Annotated in this window: 11 protein-coding genes and 1 tRNA gene; 9 read left to right on the top strand and 3 right to left on the bottom strand. The window is 62.2% G+C overall.

All coding sequences use genetic code 11. The features are described 5' to 3' along the window. Positions 1-15: 15 nt before the first annotated feature. From AB7783_RS11670 to AB7783_RS11660, 3 genes are all read left to right on the top strand, one after another. Complete coding sequence (locus AB7783_RS11670; RefSeq protein ID WP_441277695.1) at positions 16-927, top strand: DMT family transporter; 912 nt, start codon at positions 16-18, stop codon at positions 925-927. A 162-nt stretch (positions 928-1,089) separates the two neighbouring features. After that, positions 1,090-2,001 (top strand): DMT family transporter, encoded by a 912-nt coding sequence (locus AB7783_RS11665; RefSeq protein ID WP_441277694.1) that lies wholly within the window; start codon positions 1,090-1,092, stop codon positions 1,999-2,001. Between the two features lie 119 nt (positions 2,002-2,120). Continuing rightward, positions 2,121-3,362, top strand: a complete 1,242-nt coding sequence (locus tag AB7783_RS11660) for an MFS transporter (RefSeq protein ID WP_441277693.1) — start codon at positions 2,121-2,123, stop codon at positions 3,360-3,362. Between the two features lie 29 nt (positions 3,363-3,391). Here the strand turns inward: AB7783_RS11660 and AB7783_RS11655 are convergent, their stop codons facing one another. After that, positions 3,392-4,177: an SDR family NAD(P)-dependent oxidoreductase gene (locus AB7783_RS11655; RefSeq protein WP_441277692.1), complete on the bottom strand. Its 786-nt coding sequence runs from the start codon at positions 4,175-4,177 to the stop codon at positions 3,392-3,394. Positions 4,178-4,312: 135 nt separating this feature from the next. Here AB7783_RS11655 and AB7783_RS11650 point away from each other — a divergent pair, with 135 nt between their 5' ends. The 3 genes from AB7783_RS11650 (at position 4,313) to AB7783_RS11640 (ending at position 6,727) form a co-directional block, all read left to right on the top strand. Next, positions 4,313-5,050, top strand: a complete 738-nt coding sequence (locus AB7783_RS11650; protein WP_184517914.1) for a histidine phosphatase family protein — start codon at positions 4,313-4,315, stop codon at positions 5,048-5,050. Between the two features lie 142 nt (positions 5,051-5,192). Further along, positions 5,193-5,960, top strand: coding sequence for an SDR family NAD(P)-dependent oxidoreductase (locus AB7783_RS11645; protein ID WP_441277691.1), 768 nt, complete (start codon positions 5,193-5,195; stop codon positions 5,958-5,960). Positions 5,961-6,148: 188 nt separating this feature from the next. Further along, positions 6,149-6,727, top strand: a complete 579-nt coding sequence (locus AB7783_RS11640; protein WP_441277690.1) for an I78 family peptidase inhibitor — start codon at positions 6,149-6,151, stop codon at positions 6,725-6,727. Between the two features lie 276 nt (positions 6,728-7,003). Here the strand turns inward: AB7783_RS11640 and AB7783_RS11635 are convergent, their stop codons facing one another. After that, a complete protein-coding gene (locus AB7783_RS11635) occupies positions 7,004-8,227 on the bottom strand; it encodes a serine hydrolase domain-containing protein (RefSeq protein WP_439058871.1) in 1,224 nt (407 codons plus the stop codon). Positions 8,228-8,401: 174 nt separating this feature from the next. Here AB7783_RS11635 and tuf point away from each other — a divergent pair, with 174 nt between their 5' ends. Continuing rightward, positions 8,402-9,592: an elongation factor Tu gene (gene tuf, locus AB7783_RS11630; RefSeq protein WP_184517871.1), complete on the top strand. Its 1,191-nt coding sequence runs from the start codon at positions 8,402-8,404 to the stop codon at positions 9,590-9,592. A gap of 133 nt (positions 9,593-9,725) precedes the next feature. Next, positions 9,726-9,801 (top strand) — tRNA-Trp (locus AB7783_RS11625). 69 nt (positions 9,802-9,870) lie between these two features. Here AB7783_RS11625 and AB7783_RS11620 read toward each other — a convergent pair. Next, entirely contained in the window at positions 9,871-11,022 is a 1,152-nt protein-coding gene (locus AB7783_RS11620) for a diguanylate cyclase (protein ID WP_441277689.1), read from the bottom strand. A gap of 323 nt (positions 11,023-11,345) precedes the next feature. Here AB7783_RS11620 and AB7783_RS11615 point away from each other — a divergent pair, with 323 nt between their 5' ends. Beyond that, a complete protein-coding gene (locus AB7783_RS11615; protein WP_441277688.1) occupies positions 11,346-13,502 on the top strand; it encodes a hypothetical protein in 2,157 nt (718 codons plus the stop codon). The last annotated feature ends 230 nt before the right edge of the window (positions 13,503-13,732 follow it).

The raw sequence follows: 13,732 nt of genomic DNA, 5'->3' as shown, positions 1-13,732 counted from the left end.
GCGAAGGCGCAACACATGGCCCTATCTCCCAATCTTCGCGGCAGCGTGCTGATGGCTGTAGCCATGGCCGGCTTCAGCCTGAATGACGCCGTCACGAAATTTCTCACCGCGCAGATGAATTTCGGCCAGGTGATGCTGGTGCGCGGCATCATCGCCGGCGTTTTGGTGTTCGGGCTTGCCTATTATCAGCGGGCGCTCCGGCCCGTGAGCATCCTGTTCAGGCTGCCGGTGGCGCTGCGGGTGTTCGGTGAGATCGGCGGCACGGTCACGTTCCTTGCATCCATCACTTATCTGCCGCTCGCCAATACGTCGGCCATCTTCCAGTCGCTGCCGCTGGCGATCACGCTCGGCGCGGCATTGATTTTCGGCGAGCCGGTGGGATGGCGGCGCTGGCTCGCGATCCTCGCCGGCTTCATCGGCGTGCTGATCGTGGTGCGGCCTGGTGTGGAGGGCTTCAACCAGTTCGCGCTGCTGGCGCTGATCTCGGTGGGCTTCTGCACGATCCGCGACCTCGCCACCAGCCGGATTCCGAAAGAGATCCCGTCGCTGTTCGTGACGCTGCTGACCACCTGCGTCGTTGCCATCGTCGGCGGTGCGATCATGGTGCCGCTCGGCGGCTGGACACCGCCATCGAACGGCGCGTTGGCGCTGTTATTGCTCGCCGCTGTGCTGGTGCTGATTGGATATCAGTGTGTGATCCTGGCGCTGCGCGCCGGCGATATCTCCGCTGTTGCGCCGTTCCGGTACTCGCAACTGCTGTGGGCCATGTTGCTTGGCTACCTCGTGTTCGGCGATGTGCCGGACGGCCCGATGGTTCTCGGCGCGTCGGTGATCGTGCTGTCCGGTCTTTATGCGTTCCATCGCGAGCGTGTTCGCAACCGGTTGCCGGCGGCCAGCGCGCCGAGCATGCCGCCGGATGGGTTGTAGGCTTGGCGCCGGGCCATCAGTCCGGCGCGCAGTGAATGGCAGGGACGCGTGAACCATCTGGCTCGCGCGTCCGTCTTCGTGCACATGAAGCGCAATCATTTGGCCTGAGTCTTGCTCTGTTCGGAGCCTGTCTGCTCCGACCGTAACTCACCCAGGATTATCTTGCCTCTCTCTCCCAATCTGCGCGGCAGCCTGCTGATGGCTGTCTCCATGGCAACCTTCAGCGTCAACGACGCCATTGCCAAATTTCTGACCGTGCAGATGCATTTCAGCCAGGTGATGATGCTGCGCGGGCTGTTCGCCAGCGTCATGATCGGTGCGCTGGCGGTGCATCAGGGCGCGCTACGGCCGCTGCAGCTGCTGTTCGTGCCGTCAGTGGCGCTGCGTATCTCCGGGGAGATCGGCGGCTCGGCGCTGTTCCTGGTCGCGGTCAGCGCGCTGCCGCTCGCCAATGTGACCGCCATCGTTCAATCGCTGCCGCTGGTGATGACCTGCGGCGCCGTGCTGATCCTGGGCGAGCCGGTGGGGTGGCGCCGATGGCTGGCGATTGCTGCGGGCTTCATTGGCGTGCTGATCATTGTGCGGCCGGGCGCCGAGGGGTTCAGCCAGTTCACTTTGGTGGCACTGCTATCGGTGTTGTTCTACGCCACGCGCGATCTCGTCACCAAACGCATCCCGGCCGAAATTCCCACGTTGTTCGTCACCTTTCTCACCGCCGTTGCGGTGACGCTGGCAGGGGCAGTGTTCACTCTGCTGCACGGGGACTGGACTGCGCTATCGTTTCATTCGCTCGCTTTGCTGGCGCTGGCGGCGGTGATGACGCTGATCGGATTCCAGTGCGTCATCCTCGCGCTGCGCGTCGGCGATGTCTCGTCGGTCGCGCCGATGCGTTATTCGCAGATGCTCTACGCGATGCTGCTGGGCTATCTGGTCTTCGGTGATGTGCCCGACGCCATGATGGTGCTCGGCGCAAGCGTGATCGTGTTGTCCGGCATCTACACATTCCACCGCGAGCGCGTGCGCGACCGTTTGCTGGCGACGAATTCATCGAACGCTCCGCCTGACGGATTGTAACGGTCTGCGTTATTTCTTGACTGCCATCCGATACGCAGCGATGGCATGGCGCCGCAATCATAGGTAGCGTTCTATGGGGACGCATTGAGCGCGGCGGTGGGGAAATGCAAACGCATGCGATGGCCGAGACCGATCCGGCTGACGAGACGTCGTTGCGCTATATGGGCTGGCGGATTGTTGCCGCCCTGTTTCTGGTCCAGATCTCGATCTTCGGTTTCGGCCTGTACGGGCAGGGCATCTATGTCGCCGAACTTCGCCGCCTCAACGATTGGCCGACCGGGCTAATCGCAACGGGAAGTACGCTCTGTCTCGTACTGGGCTCCCTGCTATCGATGTTCGTCAGCGATCTGTTGCGCTGGATCGGGCCGCGCAGCCTGGTCCTTGCGGGCGTCGCCGCGCTTGCGACAGGTCTTGTATTACTGGCTTCGGCGGACTCCCTGCTGCATCTCTATGCGGGCTTTGTCGTGCTCGCGCTGGCCTGGGTCGGCCTCGGGACGATCACCGCTGCGGCGATCGTCGGTGCGTGGTTCGACCGCAAGCGCGGCCTGGCGATCAGTCTCACATTCACCGGGGCGACGTTCAGTGGCATCTTGTTGATGCCCGGCCTGGTCCTGCTGGTCGAAGCCACTGGATTTCGTCACGCGCTGGATATCGCCGCCGCCATGTTGGCCATTGTGTTCGTGCCGGTCGTGGCAATCATGGTTCGATTCCCGCGCGCAGGGGAACGGCGGATTGCCGAAGCTGTACATGCGGCTCCGCCATTGTCACGTGCAGACCTCCTGCGCGATCCCGGCTTCTGGAGCTTGACCGCACCATTCGCATTCGCAATCCTGGTGCAGGTTGCGTTCATCGTGCATCAGATATCGATCCTGACGCCGGTAATCGGATTTCAGTCGGCGGGCGGCGCGGTCTCGCTCACAACCGCCATGTCGCTGGTCGGGCGCATTACGCTTGGTCTCGTTGCCGACCGCGTCGACCCACGCCGCGTTGCCGCGGTATCGATCCTCAGCCAGGCTGCGGCACTGAGCGTATTGGGGTTATCGACCAGCACGACCGGGCTATTCCTTGCCTGCGCGGTGTTCAGCTTTTCCATGGGCAATCTGATCACGCTGCCGGCGCTGATCGTTCAGCGCGAATTCCCGTCGAACGCGTTCAGCGTGGTGCTCGGGCTGTCCATCGGGATTGCCGGCGTGATCAATGCCTGTGGGCCGGCAACCATGGGGCTTCTGCGAGACCTTACGGGCGGCTACGCGACACCGATTTTCATCGGCGTCGCCATTCAGGTGGCCTCGGCGCTTGCCGTATTGGCCGCACCGCGAGGAGGCCATGCAGCAGTTGTTCTGGATCGCAGGATGAGTTGAGCGAAGCCAAACCCATCCCGCGTTCCGTCTTAGATTGGTTTGCCCGCGTAAGGCATCGACGCCGTGAGGCCGCCGTCCACCGGGATCGCCTGGCCATTCACATAGGACGCTTCGTCGCTCGCCAGAAACAATCCCATCGCCGCGAGCTCGTGCGGCTGGCCGGCGCGCTTCAGCGGATTGAGCTGGCCGATCTTGCCCTGTGTGCCGCGCTCCTTGGCATTGTCGAAGATCGGCTTGGTCATGCCGGTCTCGATCAGGCCGGGGCATACGGCATTGATGCGCACGCCAGTGCCCGACAGCGAATAGGCCGTCGTCTGCACCAGGCTGATGACGCCGGCTTTACTGGACGCATAGGGATGGCCGGAGGCGCCGGACTTCAGGCCGGCGACCGAAGCGGTGAGGACGATGGAGCCGTGGCCCTGTTTCACCATATGCGGCATGGAATGTTTGATTGCGAGAAACGGTCCGATCAGATTGATGCGCAGGATCTCCTGCCATTGCTCGACGGTCTGTTCGAGCAGCGGCACGAGGCCGCCCGACACGCCGGCATTGGCCCAGATCGCGTCGAGCTTGCCATATTTGGACAGTGCCTTTTCGACATAGGCTTTCACATCGCTCTCGGAACCCGCGTCGGCGGTGATCGCTTCAATGGTGCCGCCGGCATCGCTCACAAGTTTGGCTGTCTCATGTACGCTCTCGCTGCGGTCGACGATGACGAGCTTCGCGCCTTCCAGCGAGAACAATTGCGCTGCGGCGCGGCCGATGCCGCTGCCTGCGCCGGTGATGATGACGGATTTGCCTGCGAGGCGGCCCATAACTCTCTCCCTGTATGTTTTTTGTGCGGCGTGCCGCCATATGGAATTCAATGATGCGTGCCAAGCTGCGAAGATGCTTGAGGCGCTTCGCGCTCTGACGTAGGACGGATGAAACAGTATTGAAGGGTGGTCACGATGTCCAACGCCGAGAAACCGTTCGTGGCGCAGCATACAGTCCCTCAAGGCGTGACGGCGACGCGGTGGTGGTGGGTGCGACACGCCCCGGTGCGGAGTGACGGCGGCAACATCTATGGCCAGAAGGACATGGACTGCGACTGCAGCGACCGCGTGGTGTTCGATGCGGTCGGCAAGATCCTGCCGCGCAATGCCGTCTGGGTCGCCAGCAATCTCAAGCGCACACATCAGACGGCGAGTGCGATCTGGGCCGCGGGATTTCCGAAGCCCGACGCGATGCCGCATGAAGCGGATTTCGCCGAACAGCATCTCGGCGACTGGCAGGGCATGAACCGCGCCGCGTTCTTCGCCAGCCGTCCCATCAATGTCGGCAGCTACTGGTTCGCGCCGATCGACGAGCCATCGCCGAATGGCGAAAGCTTCATGGATCTCTACAACCGCGTCCGCCGCGGCATCGAGCGCATCAATGTCGAGCACGCCGGCAAGGATATTATTGCAGTGGCGCATGGCGGCACGATCAAGGCGGCCATCGGTCTTGCGCTCAACGATCAGCCGGATCGCGGTCTTGCTTTCACCATCGACAACTGCTCGGTCACGCGGCTCGATCATCTCGCCAGCCACGGCCACAGTGGCTGGCGCATTCCGATGGTCAACCAGCAGCCCTGGATCGCCGATCCGTCGCATGCGGCGATGCATCAGCCGGCGGGGCCGGAAGTAACGCCGACGAAACTGGCTTAGTCATAGCCGTCATTGCGAGGAGCCTCTTGGCGACGAAGCAATCCAGTTCTTTTCGTCAACAAGAAGGACTGGATTGCTTCGTCGCTTCGCTCCTCGCAATGACGGAGGAAAACTCAAACAGAAAAAATAGGGTGAAACACACATGAACCTGTTCGACATGACCGGAAAAGTTGCCGTCATTACCGGCTCGACGCGTGGCATCGGCCGCGCCATTGCCGAGCGCATGGCCGAGCACGGCGCCAAGGTGGTGATCTCGTCGCGCAAGCAGGATGTCTGCGACGAGGTGGCGAAGGAGATCAACGCGCAGTTCGGCGCGGGGACGGCGGTGGCCATCGCCGCGAACATCTCCAGCAAGGAGAACCTGCAGAACCTCGCCGACGAGAGCAAGAAGGCGTTCGGCAAGATCGACGTGCTGGTGTGTAACGCTGCGTCGAATCCGTATTACGGGCCGCTGGCCGGCATTTCCGACGATCAGTTCCGCAAGATTCTCGACAACAACATCGTCGCCAACAACTGGCTGACCAGCATGGTCGTGCCGGACATGATCGAACGCAAGGATGGCTCGGTGATCATCGTGTCGTCGATCGGCGGGTTGAAAGGCTCGACGATCCTGGGTGCCTATGCGATCTCGAAAGCGGCTGACATGCAGCTCGCGCGCAATCTCGCCTGCGAATACGGCAAGTTCAATGTCCGCGTGAACTGCATCGCGCCCGGCCTCATCAAGACCGACTTTGCCAAGGCGCTGTGGGACAATCCGGAGAACCTCAAGGCCTCCACCGCACGCTCGCCGCTGCTGCGCATCGGCATCCCCGATGAAATCGCGGGCGCCGCGGTGTTCCTCGGATCAGCAGCCGGGAATTTCATGACCGGCCAGACCATGGTGATCGACGGCGGGGCTACGATTAGTTGACGAACGACGCTTCACGACCTCGACGCAGGACCGACTGGGCGCGTTAGCGGCGCCCAGTCGAATGGGTCTCACGATTAGTTGCGTTGTGGCGTTTAGGTGATGAAAATATAGATACAATCTAAGGTAGATTTTGCGTAGGCGCTGGGTAATACTCTGATCATTGTTGATCACCAATCGGAGTATTGAACATGCAGCGCGTGATAGACGTCGCATCGATCGACGTCGTCGTTTTGAAGTCGCTTCCTCCCGCCATCCTTGTCGTTGCCCACGGCCATGTTTCGACCACCGGGTGGACGGGACCGGAATTGTCTCCGTGGTTCTATATTCGTGTGCCGGATGACGGCATCCAGGATTTTGATTTTATCGCCCAGGAGCCGAAAGGCATTGTTGGCGATGTCGTGCTGCCGATTGTTGCGGAACTCACGATCCATCGCGATCTGGCGAATTACTGGGGCGAGGGTAATCCGCTCAAGGGCGTACGCGTCCATGCCCAGAAAAACACCATCGAGTATTCTGTCGAGCCGCCGCATGTGATCAAGGAATCACTGGCGCCGATCAGCGGCGGTGTGAAGGCTCTGCTGGGCGATCCGGGCGCGCTGACGCTTGAAGCGCCGAAGATCCCCGACGACGTGAAAGCGCTGCTGATCGGGAGGGCGCTGCGTGTCTACAAAACCGGCGATATGTTAACGATGGACTGGCAGCCAAACCGCTTCAACATCGAACGCGCGCCCGCAGACGGTCGCATCGTCGGCATCTGGTTCGGATGAGAAGGTTATCGGTAACAAGAGCGTGCGCGGGGGTGGCTGTGTTTCCGGGATCTGCAGCCGGGAATGTCATGACCGGCCAGACCATGGTGATCGACCGCGGCGCGACGGTTAGTTGATTTCAAACTCGTCGTTCCGGGGCGAGGACGTCGCCGAAGGCGGCGGCCGCGAACCCGGAGCCTCGACGTGGGAGTCTCCGTCGGTGTCAGGCCATTTCGAGATTCCGGGTTCGCGTCCGGCTTGCGCCGGCCGCGCCCCGGAATGACGAGTTTTTCTTGCTTACTCCACCGCCGCGTAGACGAGACTCCGGATCAGCGTGCGGAAATACTCCCGCTGCCCCGGCCCCTGCGACATGAACACCGCGAAGAGTTCTTCCTGCGGATCGATCCAGAAGAACGTGCCGGCGACGCCGCTCCAGAAGAACTGGCCCTTCGATCCCGCATAGGGCGCGTGACCATCGTCCGTGCGCACGGCGAAGCCGAGGCCGAAGCTGTGGCCGGGCGGCACGAGATGTGTCTCTAGCTTCACGTTGGGGTTGAGGTGATTGGACGCCATCAGGTGCAGTGTGCGGCTGCCGATCACGCGGTTGCCGTCCAGCGTGCCGCCGTTCAGCAGCATCTGGCAGAAGCGCGCATAGTCCATGGTCTTTGATACCAGTCCGCCGCCGCCGGATTCCATCTTCGGAATTTCGAGCGGATCGAACAGCGCGACTTTCTCGCCGGTCCAGGGATCGGTGGGGAAGGGCTGCGCGATACGGTCCTTGTTCGTGCTTGCTGTGTGGAAGCCGGTCTCCGCCATCTGCAGCGGTGCAAGAATATTCTCGGTGAGATAGTTGCCCAGCGACTTCCCGGACACGACTTCGATGACGCGGCCGAGAATGTCCGTGGAGCGGCTGTAATTCCATTCACTGCCGGGCTGGCAGATCAGCGGCAGGCCGGCGACGATCTTGGCGTGCTCCTCATTGGTGATATTGCGATTGCGCAGGTTCGACTTCTGGTACATCCGCTGCACCATGCCGTTGCCGGTGATCTCATAGGAGATGCCCGACGTGTGCCGCAGCAGGTCCTGGATCGTGATCGGGCGCAGCGGCAGCGCCAGTTCGAGCGCGCCGTTGCGCTCGACGCCGACCTTGGTCTCGGCGAATGCGGGGATGTATTTCGCCAGCGGGTCGTTCAGCAGGATATGGCCGTTCTCGACCAGCTGCATGATGCCCAGCGACACGATCGGCTTGGTCATCGAGAATATGCGAAACAGGCTGTCGCGCGTCATGGCCGCGGAGCCATCCGGGGTCTGCTTGCCGAAGGCCTCGAAATAGCCGATCTGGCCGCGGCGGGAGACCAGCATGGTGACGCCCGGCGTGGTGCCCTTGTCGATCTCGCGCTTGAACGCGTCCGACATGATTTGAAGACGGTTTGATGACAATCCCAGCGTTTCCGGCCGGGCCTGCGGCAGCTCGGGGGTCTCGAGGGAAATGGCGTGTTTTGCGGCAGTTTGGGCGTTCATGGGGGCTCCCGATAGTGCTTTGATTGATCTTGTCATTTGCCGGCTTACATAGGGGGCTCGCCGGCATGGTTGGACGAGCTTGGCCCAGAAGTTCGGGCTTGAACAGGGCCGTTTTCCCTTGTAACCAGCCGCCGGTTTGGTGCTGCGCACGGGCGTGGCTTAACAGGTGGATCTATGGCCAAAGCAAAATTTGAACGTAACAAGCCGCACTGCAATATTGGTACGATCGGTCACGTTGACCACGGCAAGACGTCGCTGACGGCGGCGATCACGAAGGTGCTGGCAGAGACGGGCGGTGCCACGTTCACCGCTTACGACCAGATCGACAAGGCGCCGGAAGAGAAGGCCCGTGGCATTACCATTTCGACGGCGCACGTCGAATACGAGACCGCCAACCGCCACTACGCCCACGTCGACTGCCCCGGCCACGCCGACTATGTGAAGAACATGATCACCGGCGCCGCGCAGATGGACGGTGGCATCCTGGTCGTGTCGGCCGCTGACGGCCCGATGCCGCAGACCCGCGAGCACATCCTGCTCGCCCGCCAGGTCGGCGTTCCCGCGCTGGTCGTGTTCCTGAACAAGTGCGACATGGTCGACGATCCGGAGCTGCTCGAGCTCGTGGAAATGGAAGTCCGTGAATTGCTCTCGAAGTACGACTTCCCGGGCGACGACATTCCGATCATCAAGGGTTCGGCGCTGGCCGCTCTCGAAAACTCGGACCAGAAGCTCGGCCACGACGCCATTCTCGAACTGATGAAGAACGTCGACAGCTACATCCCGCAGCCGGAGCGTCCGGTTGACCAGCCGTTCCTGATGCCGGTGGAAGACGTGTTCTCGATCTCGGGCCGCGGTACGGTCGTGACCGGCCGCGTCGAGCGCGGCATCGTCAAGGTCGGCGAGGAAATCGAAATCGTCGGCATCCGCGCCACGCAGAAGACGATCTGCACCGGCGTCGAAATGTTCCGCAAGCTGCTCGATCAGGGCCAGGCCGGCGACAACATCGGCGCGCTGCTGCGCGGCACCAAGCGTGAAGACGTCGAGCGCGGCCAGGTGCTGTGCAAGCCGGGTTCGGTGAAGCCGCACACCAAGTTCAAGGCCGAGGCTTACATCCTCACCAAGGAAGAGGGTGGCCGTCACACGCCGTTCTTCACCAACTACCGTCCGCAGTTCTACTTCCGCACCACCGACGTGACCGGTGTGGTGCATCTGCCGGAAGGCACCGAAATGGTGATGCCGGGCGACAACATCGCCATGGAAGTGCACCTGATCGTGCCGATCGCGATGGAAGAGAAGCTGCGCTTCGCCATCCGTGAAGGCGGCCGCACCGTCGGTGCAGGCGTCGTCGCTAGCATCATCGAGTAATCGACAAAAACGGCGGGCAGGGGATTTGTCCCTTGCCCGCCGTTTTGATTCCCGGCCTTGGTTTCGCCTCTTGCAAATCAGGCGTCGCCTATGCTTCAAACAGCGCGGAAATGACGGTGCGCCGTTTTCCTGTAGGGGTGTAGCTCAGTTGGTAGAGTACCGGTCTCCAAAACCGGTTGTCGTAGGTTCGAGCCCTACCGCCCCTGCCATTTTAAGCCTTTGAAATATCGATATATTTTAGCCTAAGCGCGCTTTTCAGGCGGGTCTCCGACTGCCGCTCAGCTGAACTGCCGCTTTTGCGGCGCTGCCACCACGCGGTCGCGGCCGGTATCCTTGGCTCTGTAGAGCGCAAGGTCGGCGCGCGCCAAAATGTCTTCCGGCGTATCGTTGGGCCTGATGGCGCTGATCCCGGCGGATATCGTCAGAGTCAAATCCTGCGCAATCGCTGACCAGTTCAGTTCCGTGATCAGGCCGCGCAATCGATCGAGCGTCTGGATCGCAAGATCAATGTCGGTGTCCGGCAGGATCAGCAGAAACTCTTCGCCGCCCTGACGGCCGAACCTGTCGATGGTGCGGATATTGGCGAAGACCGAGATGGCGAAGGCGCGCAGCACTTCATCGCCCACCGGATGTCCGAAGTGATCATTGATCTTCTTGAAGTGATCGAGGTCGATGATCGCGATGCAGCAGGTTGTGGCGTTGCGCTGGGCCTTGGCGATCTCGTCGTTCAGGCACTTCATGATGTAGCGCCGGTTCAATGCGCCGGTGAGTTCGTCAAGTTGCGCCAGTTCCTCGATCCGCGCATTGGCGGCCGCGAGGTCATTGCTGCGGCGATACAGCAGTTCGCGCATCGAGCTGCCGTAGAGGCCGGCGCTGGCACAGCGGCCAAGCGCGCTGACGAAACAGGCCAGCGCCAGAGCGCGCTCGGTCGCGGTGGCCATGGGAATGCCGATCGGCTTGTCGGTCATCAGGAAAAGTAGTGCGAGGCCCAGCGTTGCAGTCGACCAGACGATGCCGGTCTGGCGCGCGCTCATGCGGAGTGCGGCGAAGCCGAGCACGACGAAAATGATGGAGATGAAGTAGAAGCCGATCTGCGGCACGAGATAGATCGCGCCGATCTGGACGATGATGCTGACGATGGAGAGAGGGACCGTGAGGTACGGGTCCTTGAAACGGTCGTTGACCTGGATCTCCGAGAGATAGGCAGCAATGCCGACCACAGCGAGCCTGATGGCCAGATACACGACCCCCGTCGCCACGGTGGTCACGCCGATCACGGCGTAGAGCAGCAGGATCGCAGCATCGATCAGATAGCTCGACGCCTGCGCGATATAGGCGGTTCGCCGCCGTGCGATCCGCAATGCCGAATCCTTGCGGAGGTCCCTCGTGGAGGCGTCGGTTCCCTCGGACAGGGTGGTGATGCTGGTCATTCGCTGATGCCCGTCGCATTGCCGATCAAACAAGCAATCTGCCGATCAAAACATTTAGGTCTGCTAATACATCCACTTACTGGAGTACCTGGGTAGCTTCTCGCGTTTTAGTCTGGCCGCGGGGTTAATGGAATCTGACGATCTGCGGGGCAATTTGCGCAATAGGCTGATGGCCATGTCCGACATCGGCTTTGCAAATCATGCGCGATTGTGCTGCTCCCCGCGTTTCCGTTGCGCTGCGTCCCTGCGGCGTGCGGTCGCGGCGATGAACCTGGCTTGCCGCGCGCGCGACACACCGTTGGGAATTCAGCCGGAAGTCGAGAATGAAATTACTTGTGACGTTCGTCGTGGGGGCCACGACGTTACTGGTGTCGTCCTTTGGACATTTGTCATTGAGTCATGGCGCTCATGCCGCCGATCTGCTCTGGCAGGTGGAAAGTCCATTTCGCTTCTTCAAGAATGCCGCGTCCTTCGCGATGTATGAGCGCGGCTATCCCGCTGCGCGCAACGAGATGGTGCTGCCGCCCGCCGATGTGGTGTGGCGCACCGAGCGGCGGCTGAACGATCCCGATTGCCGCGACATGACCAGCCCGACCAGTTGCGCCGACACCGCGCGGGCGCGCTACGATCGCTCGCGTCTCGGCTGGGCGTCGCAGACCGTCGACGCCGTCTGCTACGACAGCCGGCAGGGCCGCTATCTCGCGAGTTGCGACCGGCGTTATTCGTGGGGCACGGCCAAGGAAGATTACGTGCTGCCGGATGCGCATACGGTGCTGATCCGGCTGTCGCCCGAGCGCATTGCCGAAGCCGGCGCGTATGATTGCGTCTGGAGCTGGACGCCGCGGCGGCGGGGCAGCAGGACCGAGACCACAACGCAGTCCTGCGCGACGCCGCTCAAGATCACGCGCCTGCCTTATGCCGTCGATCGCAGCCTGTCCGGTGCATCGGTCCAGGTCAGATTGCCCGACGGTCGTACGTTGAACGACCCGCAGGTCGTGGTCGAGGATCTCTTCATCGTGGCGCTCGGCGATTCCTTTGCCTCAGGCGAAAGCAATCCGGACGTTCCGGTGACATTCAGCGCCGTCCGCGAGATGGTCTACGATCCAACCCTGATGCGCGAGGAGATGGCGACACGCAGCACCGCCAAGTCGCTGCAGAAACTGACCCCCGCTGCACGGGTGGGAAGTTTCGACTACAAAAACCTGCCGCGGCGCAAGCTCGCCGACGAGGAGCAGGAGCTTTATTTCCCGCTCGCATCGGCGCAGTTCGACAAGGCGTTCAATGCCGCCAATCCGCGCTGGCTCAGCCCCGATTGCCACCGCTCGCAATACGGCTATCCGTTTCGCGTCGGGCTCCAACTCAGTTTGGAAAATCCGCACCGGTCGATCACGCTGGTCAGCCTGGCCTGTACCGGCTCCGAGGTGACCGAAGGTCTGTTCCTCGAGAAGAAGGCGCGTGAGGGCGCGGGCAACGCGATGGTGCGTTCGCAGCTCGATCAACTCGCCGATCTGATCTGCAAAAGCCCCGCGGGCCGCACGCAGCGTGCGACCTACAATCTGCCGACCTATGCCAGCGGCAGCGTGCAGGTCGCCAATATGCCGGTGACAAAATCCTGGTGTGCGCCGAATGAGCGCAAGCGGCCGATCGACACACTGCTGCTGTCGATTGGCGGCAACGATGTCGGCTTCTCGCCGCTGATGGTCTATGCGATGACCGAATCCGCCGGCGATCTCGCGCCGATCGCGAACCTGCTCGGCAAGCAGATCCGGTTCTCGCCGCAGGTTTCGCGCGCTTATATGGAGCAGCTCGACGAGCGCATGGTGGCGCTCCGCGATGCCTTGCGCGACGGCTTTGGCGTGGCGCCCGCGAAAGTGTTGCAGACGGCTTACGAGCCGATCCAGTTCGACGAGACAGGAGCCTTGTGCGGCGCGCAGCCGACGCTCGGCCTCGACGTCCACAAGAAGCTGGTGCTGTCGCGCGAACGGCTGGCCGAGACGGTCAACTTTCTGAACGATTTCTTCGCCCGGACCGCCTGCATCACCAACGGGCGGGGCGGGGGCTGCCCGGCGCTGGCCACCGGCGCTGGAACCGGCTTCCAGCTTATCACCGATCACCAGAGCGAATTCGCCAAACGCGGGCTCTGTGCGCGCGATCCGAAGCGGCCGCAGGCGGACGGTGAGGCGATGGCGATGCCGCGGCGCTGGATCGGCAAGGAGGACTTCACGCCGTATTCCCCGGCGGCCTATCTGCCCTATGCGTCTCGCTGGCGCCTGTTCCGGACCCCGAATGACGCGTTTCTGACCGCAAACGTCCATTCGCCGGGCTTTACCCAGTTCGACATCCTGCAGCCGGTCTATGCGGCCATGTATAGCGGCGCGGTGCACCCGACCGCAGAGGGCCACGCCATCGTCGCCGATCATGTCGTCCGGCACGTCCGTGCGGCGGTCGGCAAACCGTCGCCGGGGGTGGGCGGACGTTGATCCAGGTGGTATCCGGTGGCGGGACGGGTTCCCGCCGGTCCGGCCCGGATACCTTGACCTTTGGTCCGGTCCGAAGTAGGAAGCTGCACTCGCTGTCGGCCCGGTGACCGGATATCCGACGCGGCAAATCCCCGAACGAACGAGCCCGCTTGGCGGCTCATCCTTGAATAAAGGGTTGGGCGCAAGAGGGCTGTTCGGATTCTGAAACCAATTCAATCGTCTCACGACGG

Source organism: Tardiphaga sp. 172_B4_N1_3 (assembly GCF_052076035.1).
GTDB classification, from domain to species: Bacteria; Pseudomonadota; Alphaproteobacteria; order Rhizobiales; family Xanthobacteraceae; genus Tardiphaga; species Tardiphaga robiniae.
This window is presented reverse-complemented; position numbering and strand designations above follow the sequence as displayed.

Coding starts and splice junctions, on each gene's coding strand:
- AB7783_RS11670 (WP_441277695.1), top strand. CDS start 16: ATGGCCCTATCTCCCAATCTTCGCGGCAGCGTGCTGATGGCTGTAGCC.
- AB7783_RS11660 (WP_441277693.1), top strand. CDS start 2,121: ATGGCCGAGACCGATCCGGCTGACGAGACGTCGTTGCGCTATATGGGC.
- AB7783_RS11655 (WP_441277692.1), bottom strand. CDS start 4,177: ATGGGCCGCCTCGCAGGCAAATCCGTCATCATCACCGGCGCAGGCAGC.
- AB7783_RS11650 (WP_184517914.1), top strand. CDS start 4,313: ATGTCCAACGCCGAGAAACCGTTCGTGGCGCAGCATACAGTCCCTCAA.
- AB7783_RS11645 (WP_441277691.1), top strand. CDS start 5,193: ATGAACCTGTTCGACATGACCGGAAAAGTTGCCGTCATTACCGGCTCG.
- AB7783_RS11640 (WP_441277690.1), top strand. CDS start 6,149: ATGCAGCGCGTGATAGACGTCGCATCGATCGACGTCGTCGTTTTGAAG.
- AB7783_RS11635 (WP_439058871.1), bottom strand. CDS start 8,227: ATGAACGCCCAAACTGCCGCAAAACACGCCATTTCCCTCGAGACCCCC.
- tuf (WP_184517871.1), top strand. CDS start 8,402: ATGGCCAAAGCAAAATTTGAACGTAACAAGCCGCACTGCAATATTGGT.
- AB7783_RS11620 (WP_441277689.1), bottom strand. CDS start 11,022: ATGACCAGCATCACCACCCTGTCCGAGGGAACCGACGCCTCCACGAGG.
- AB7783_RS11615 (WP_441277688.1), top strand. CDS start 11,346: ATGAAATTACTTGTGACGTTCGTCGTGGGGGCCACGACGTTACTGGTG.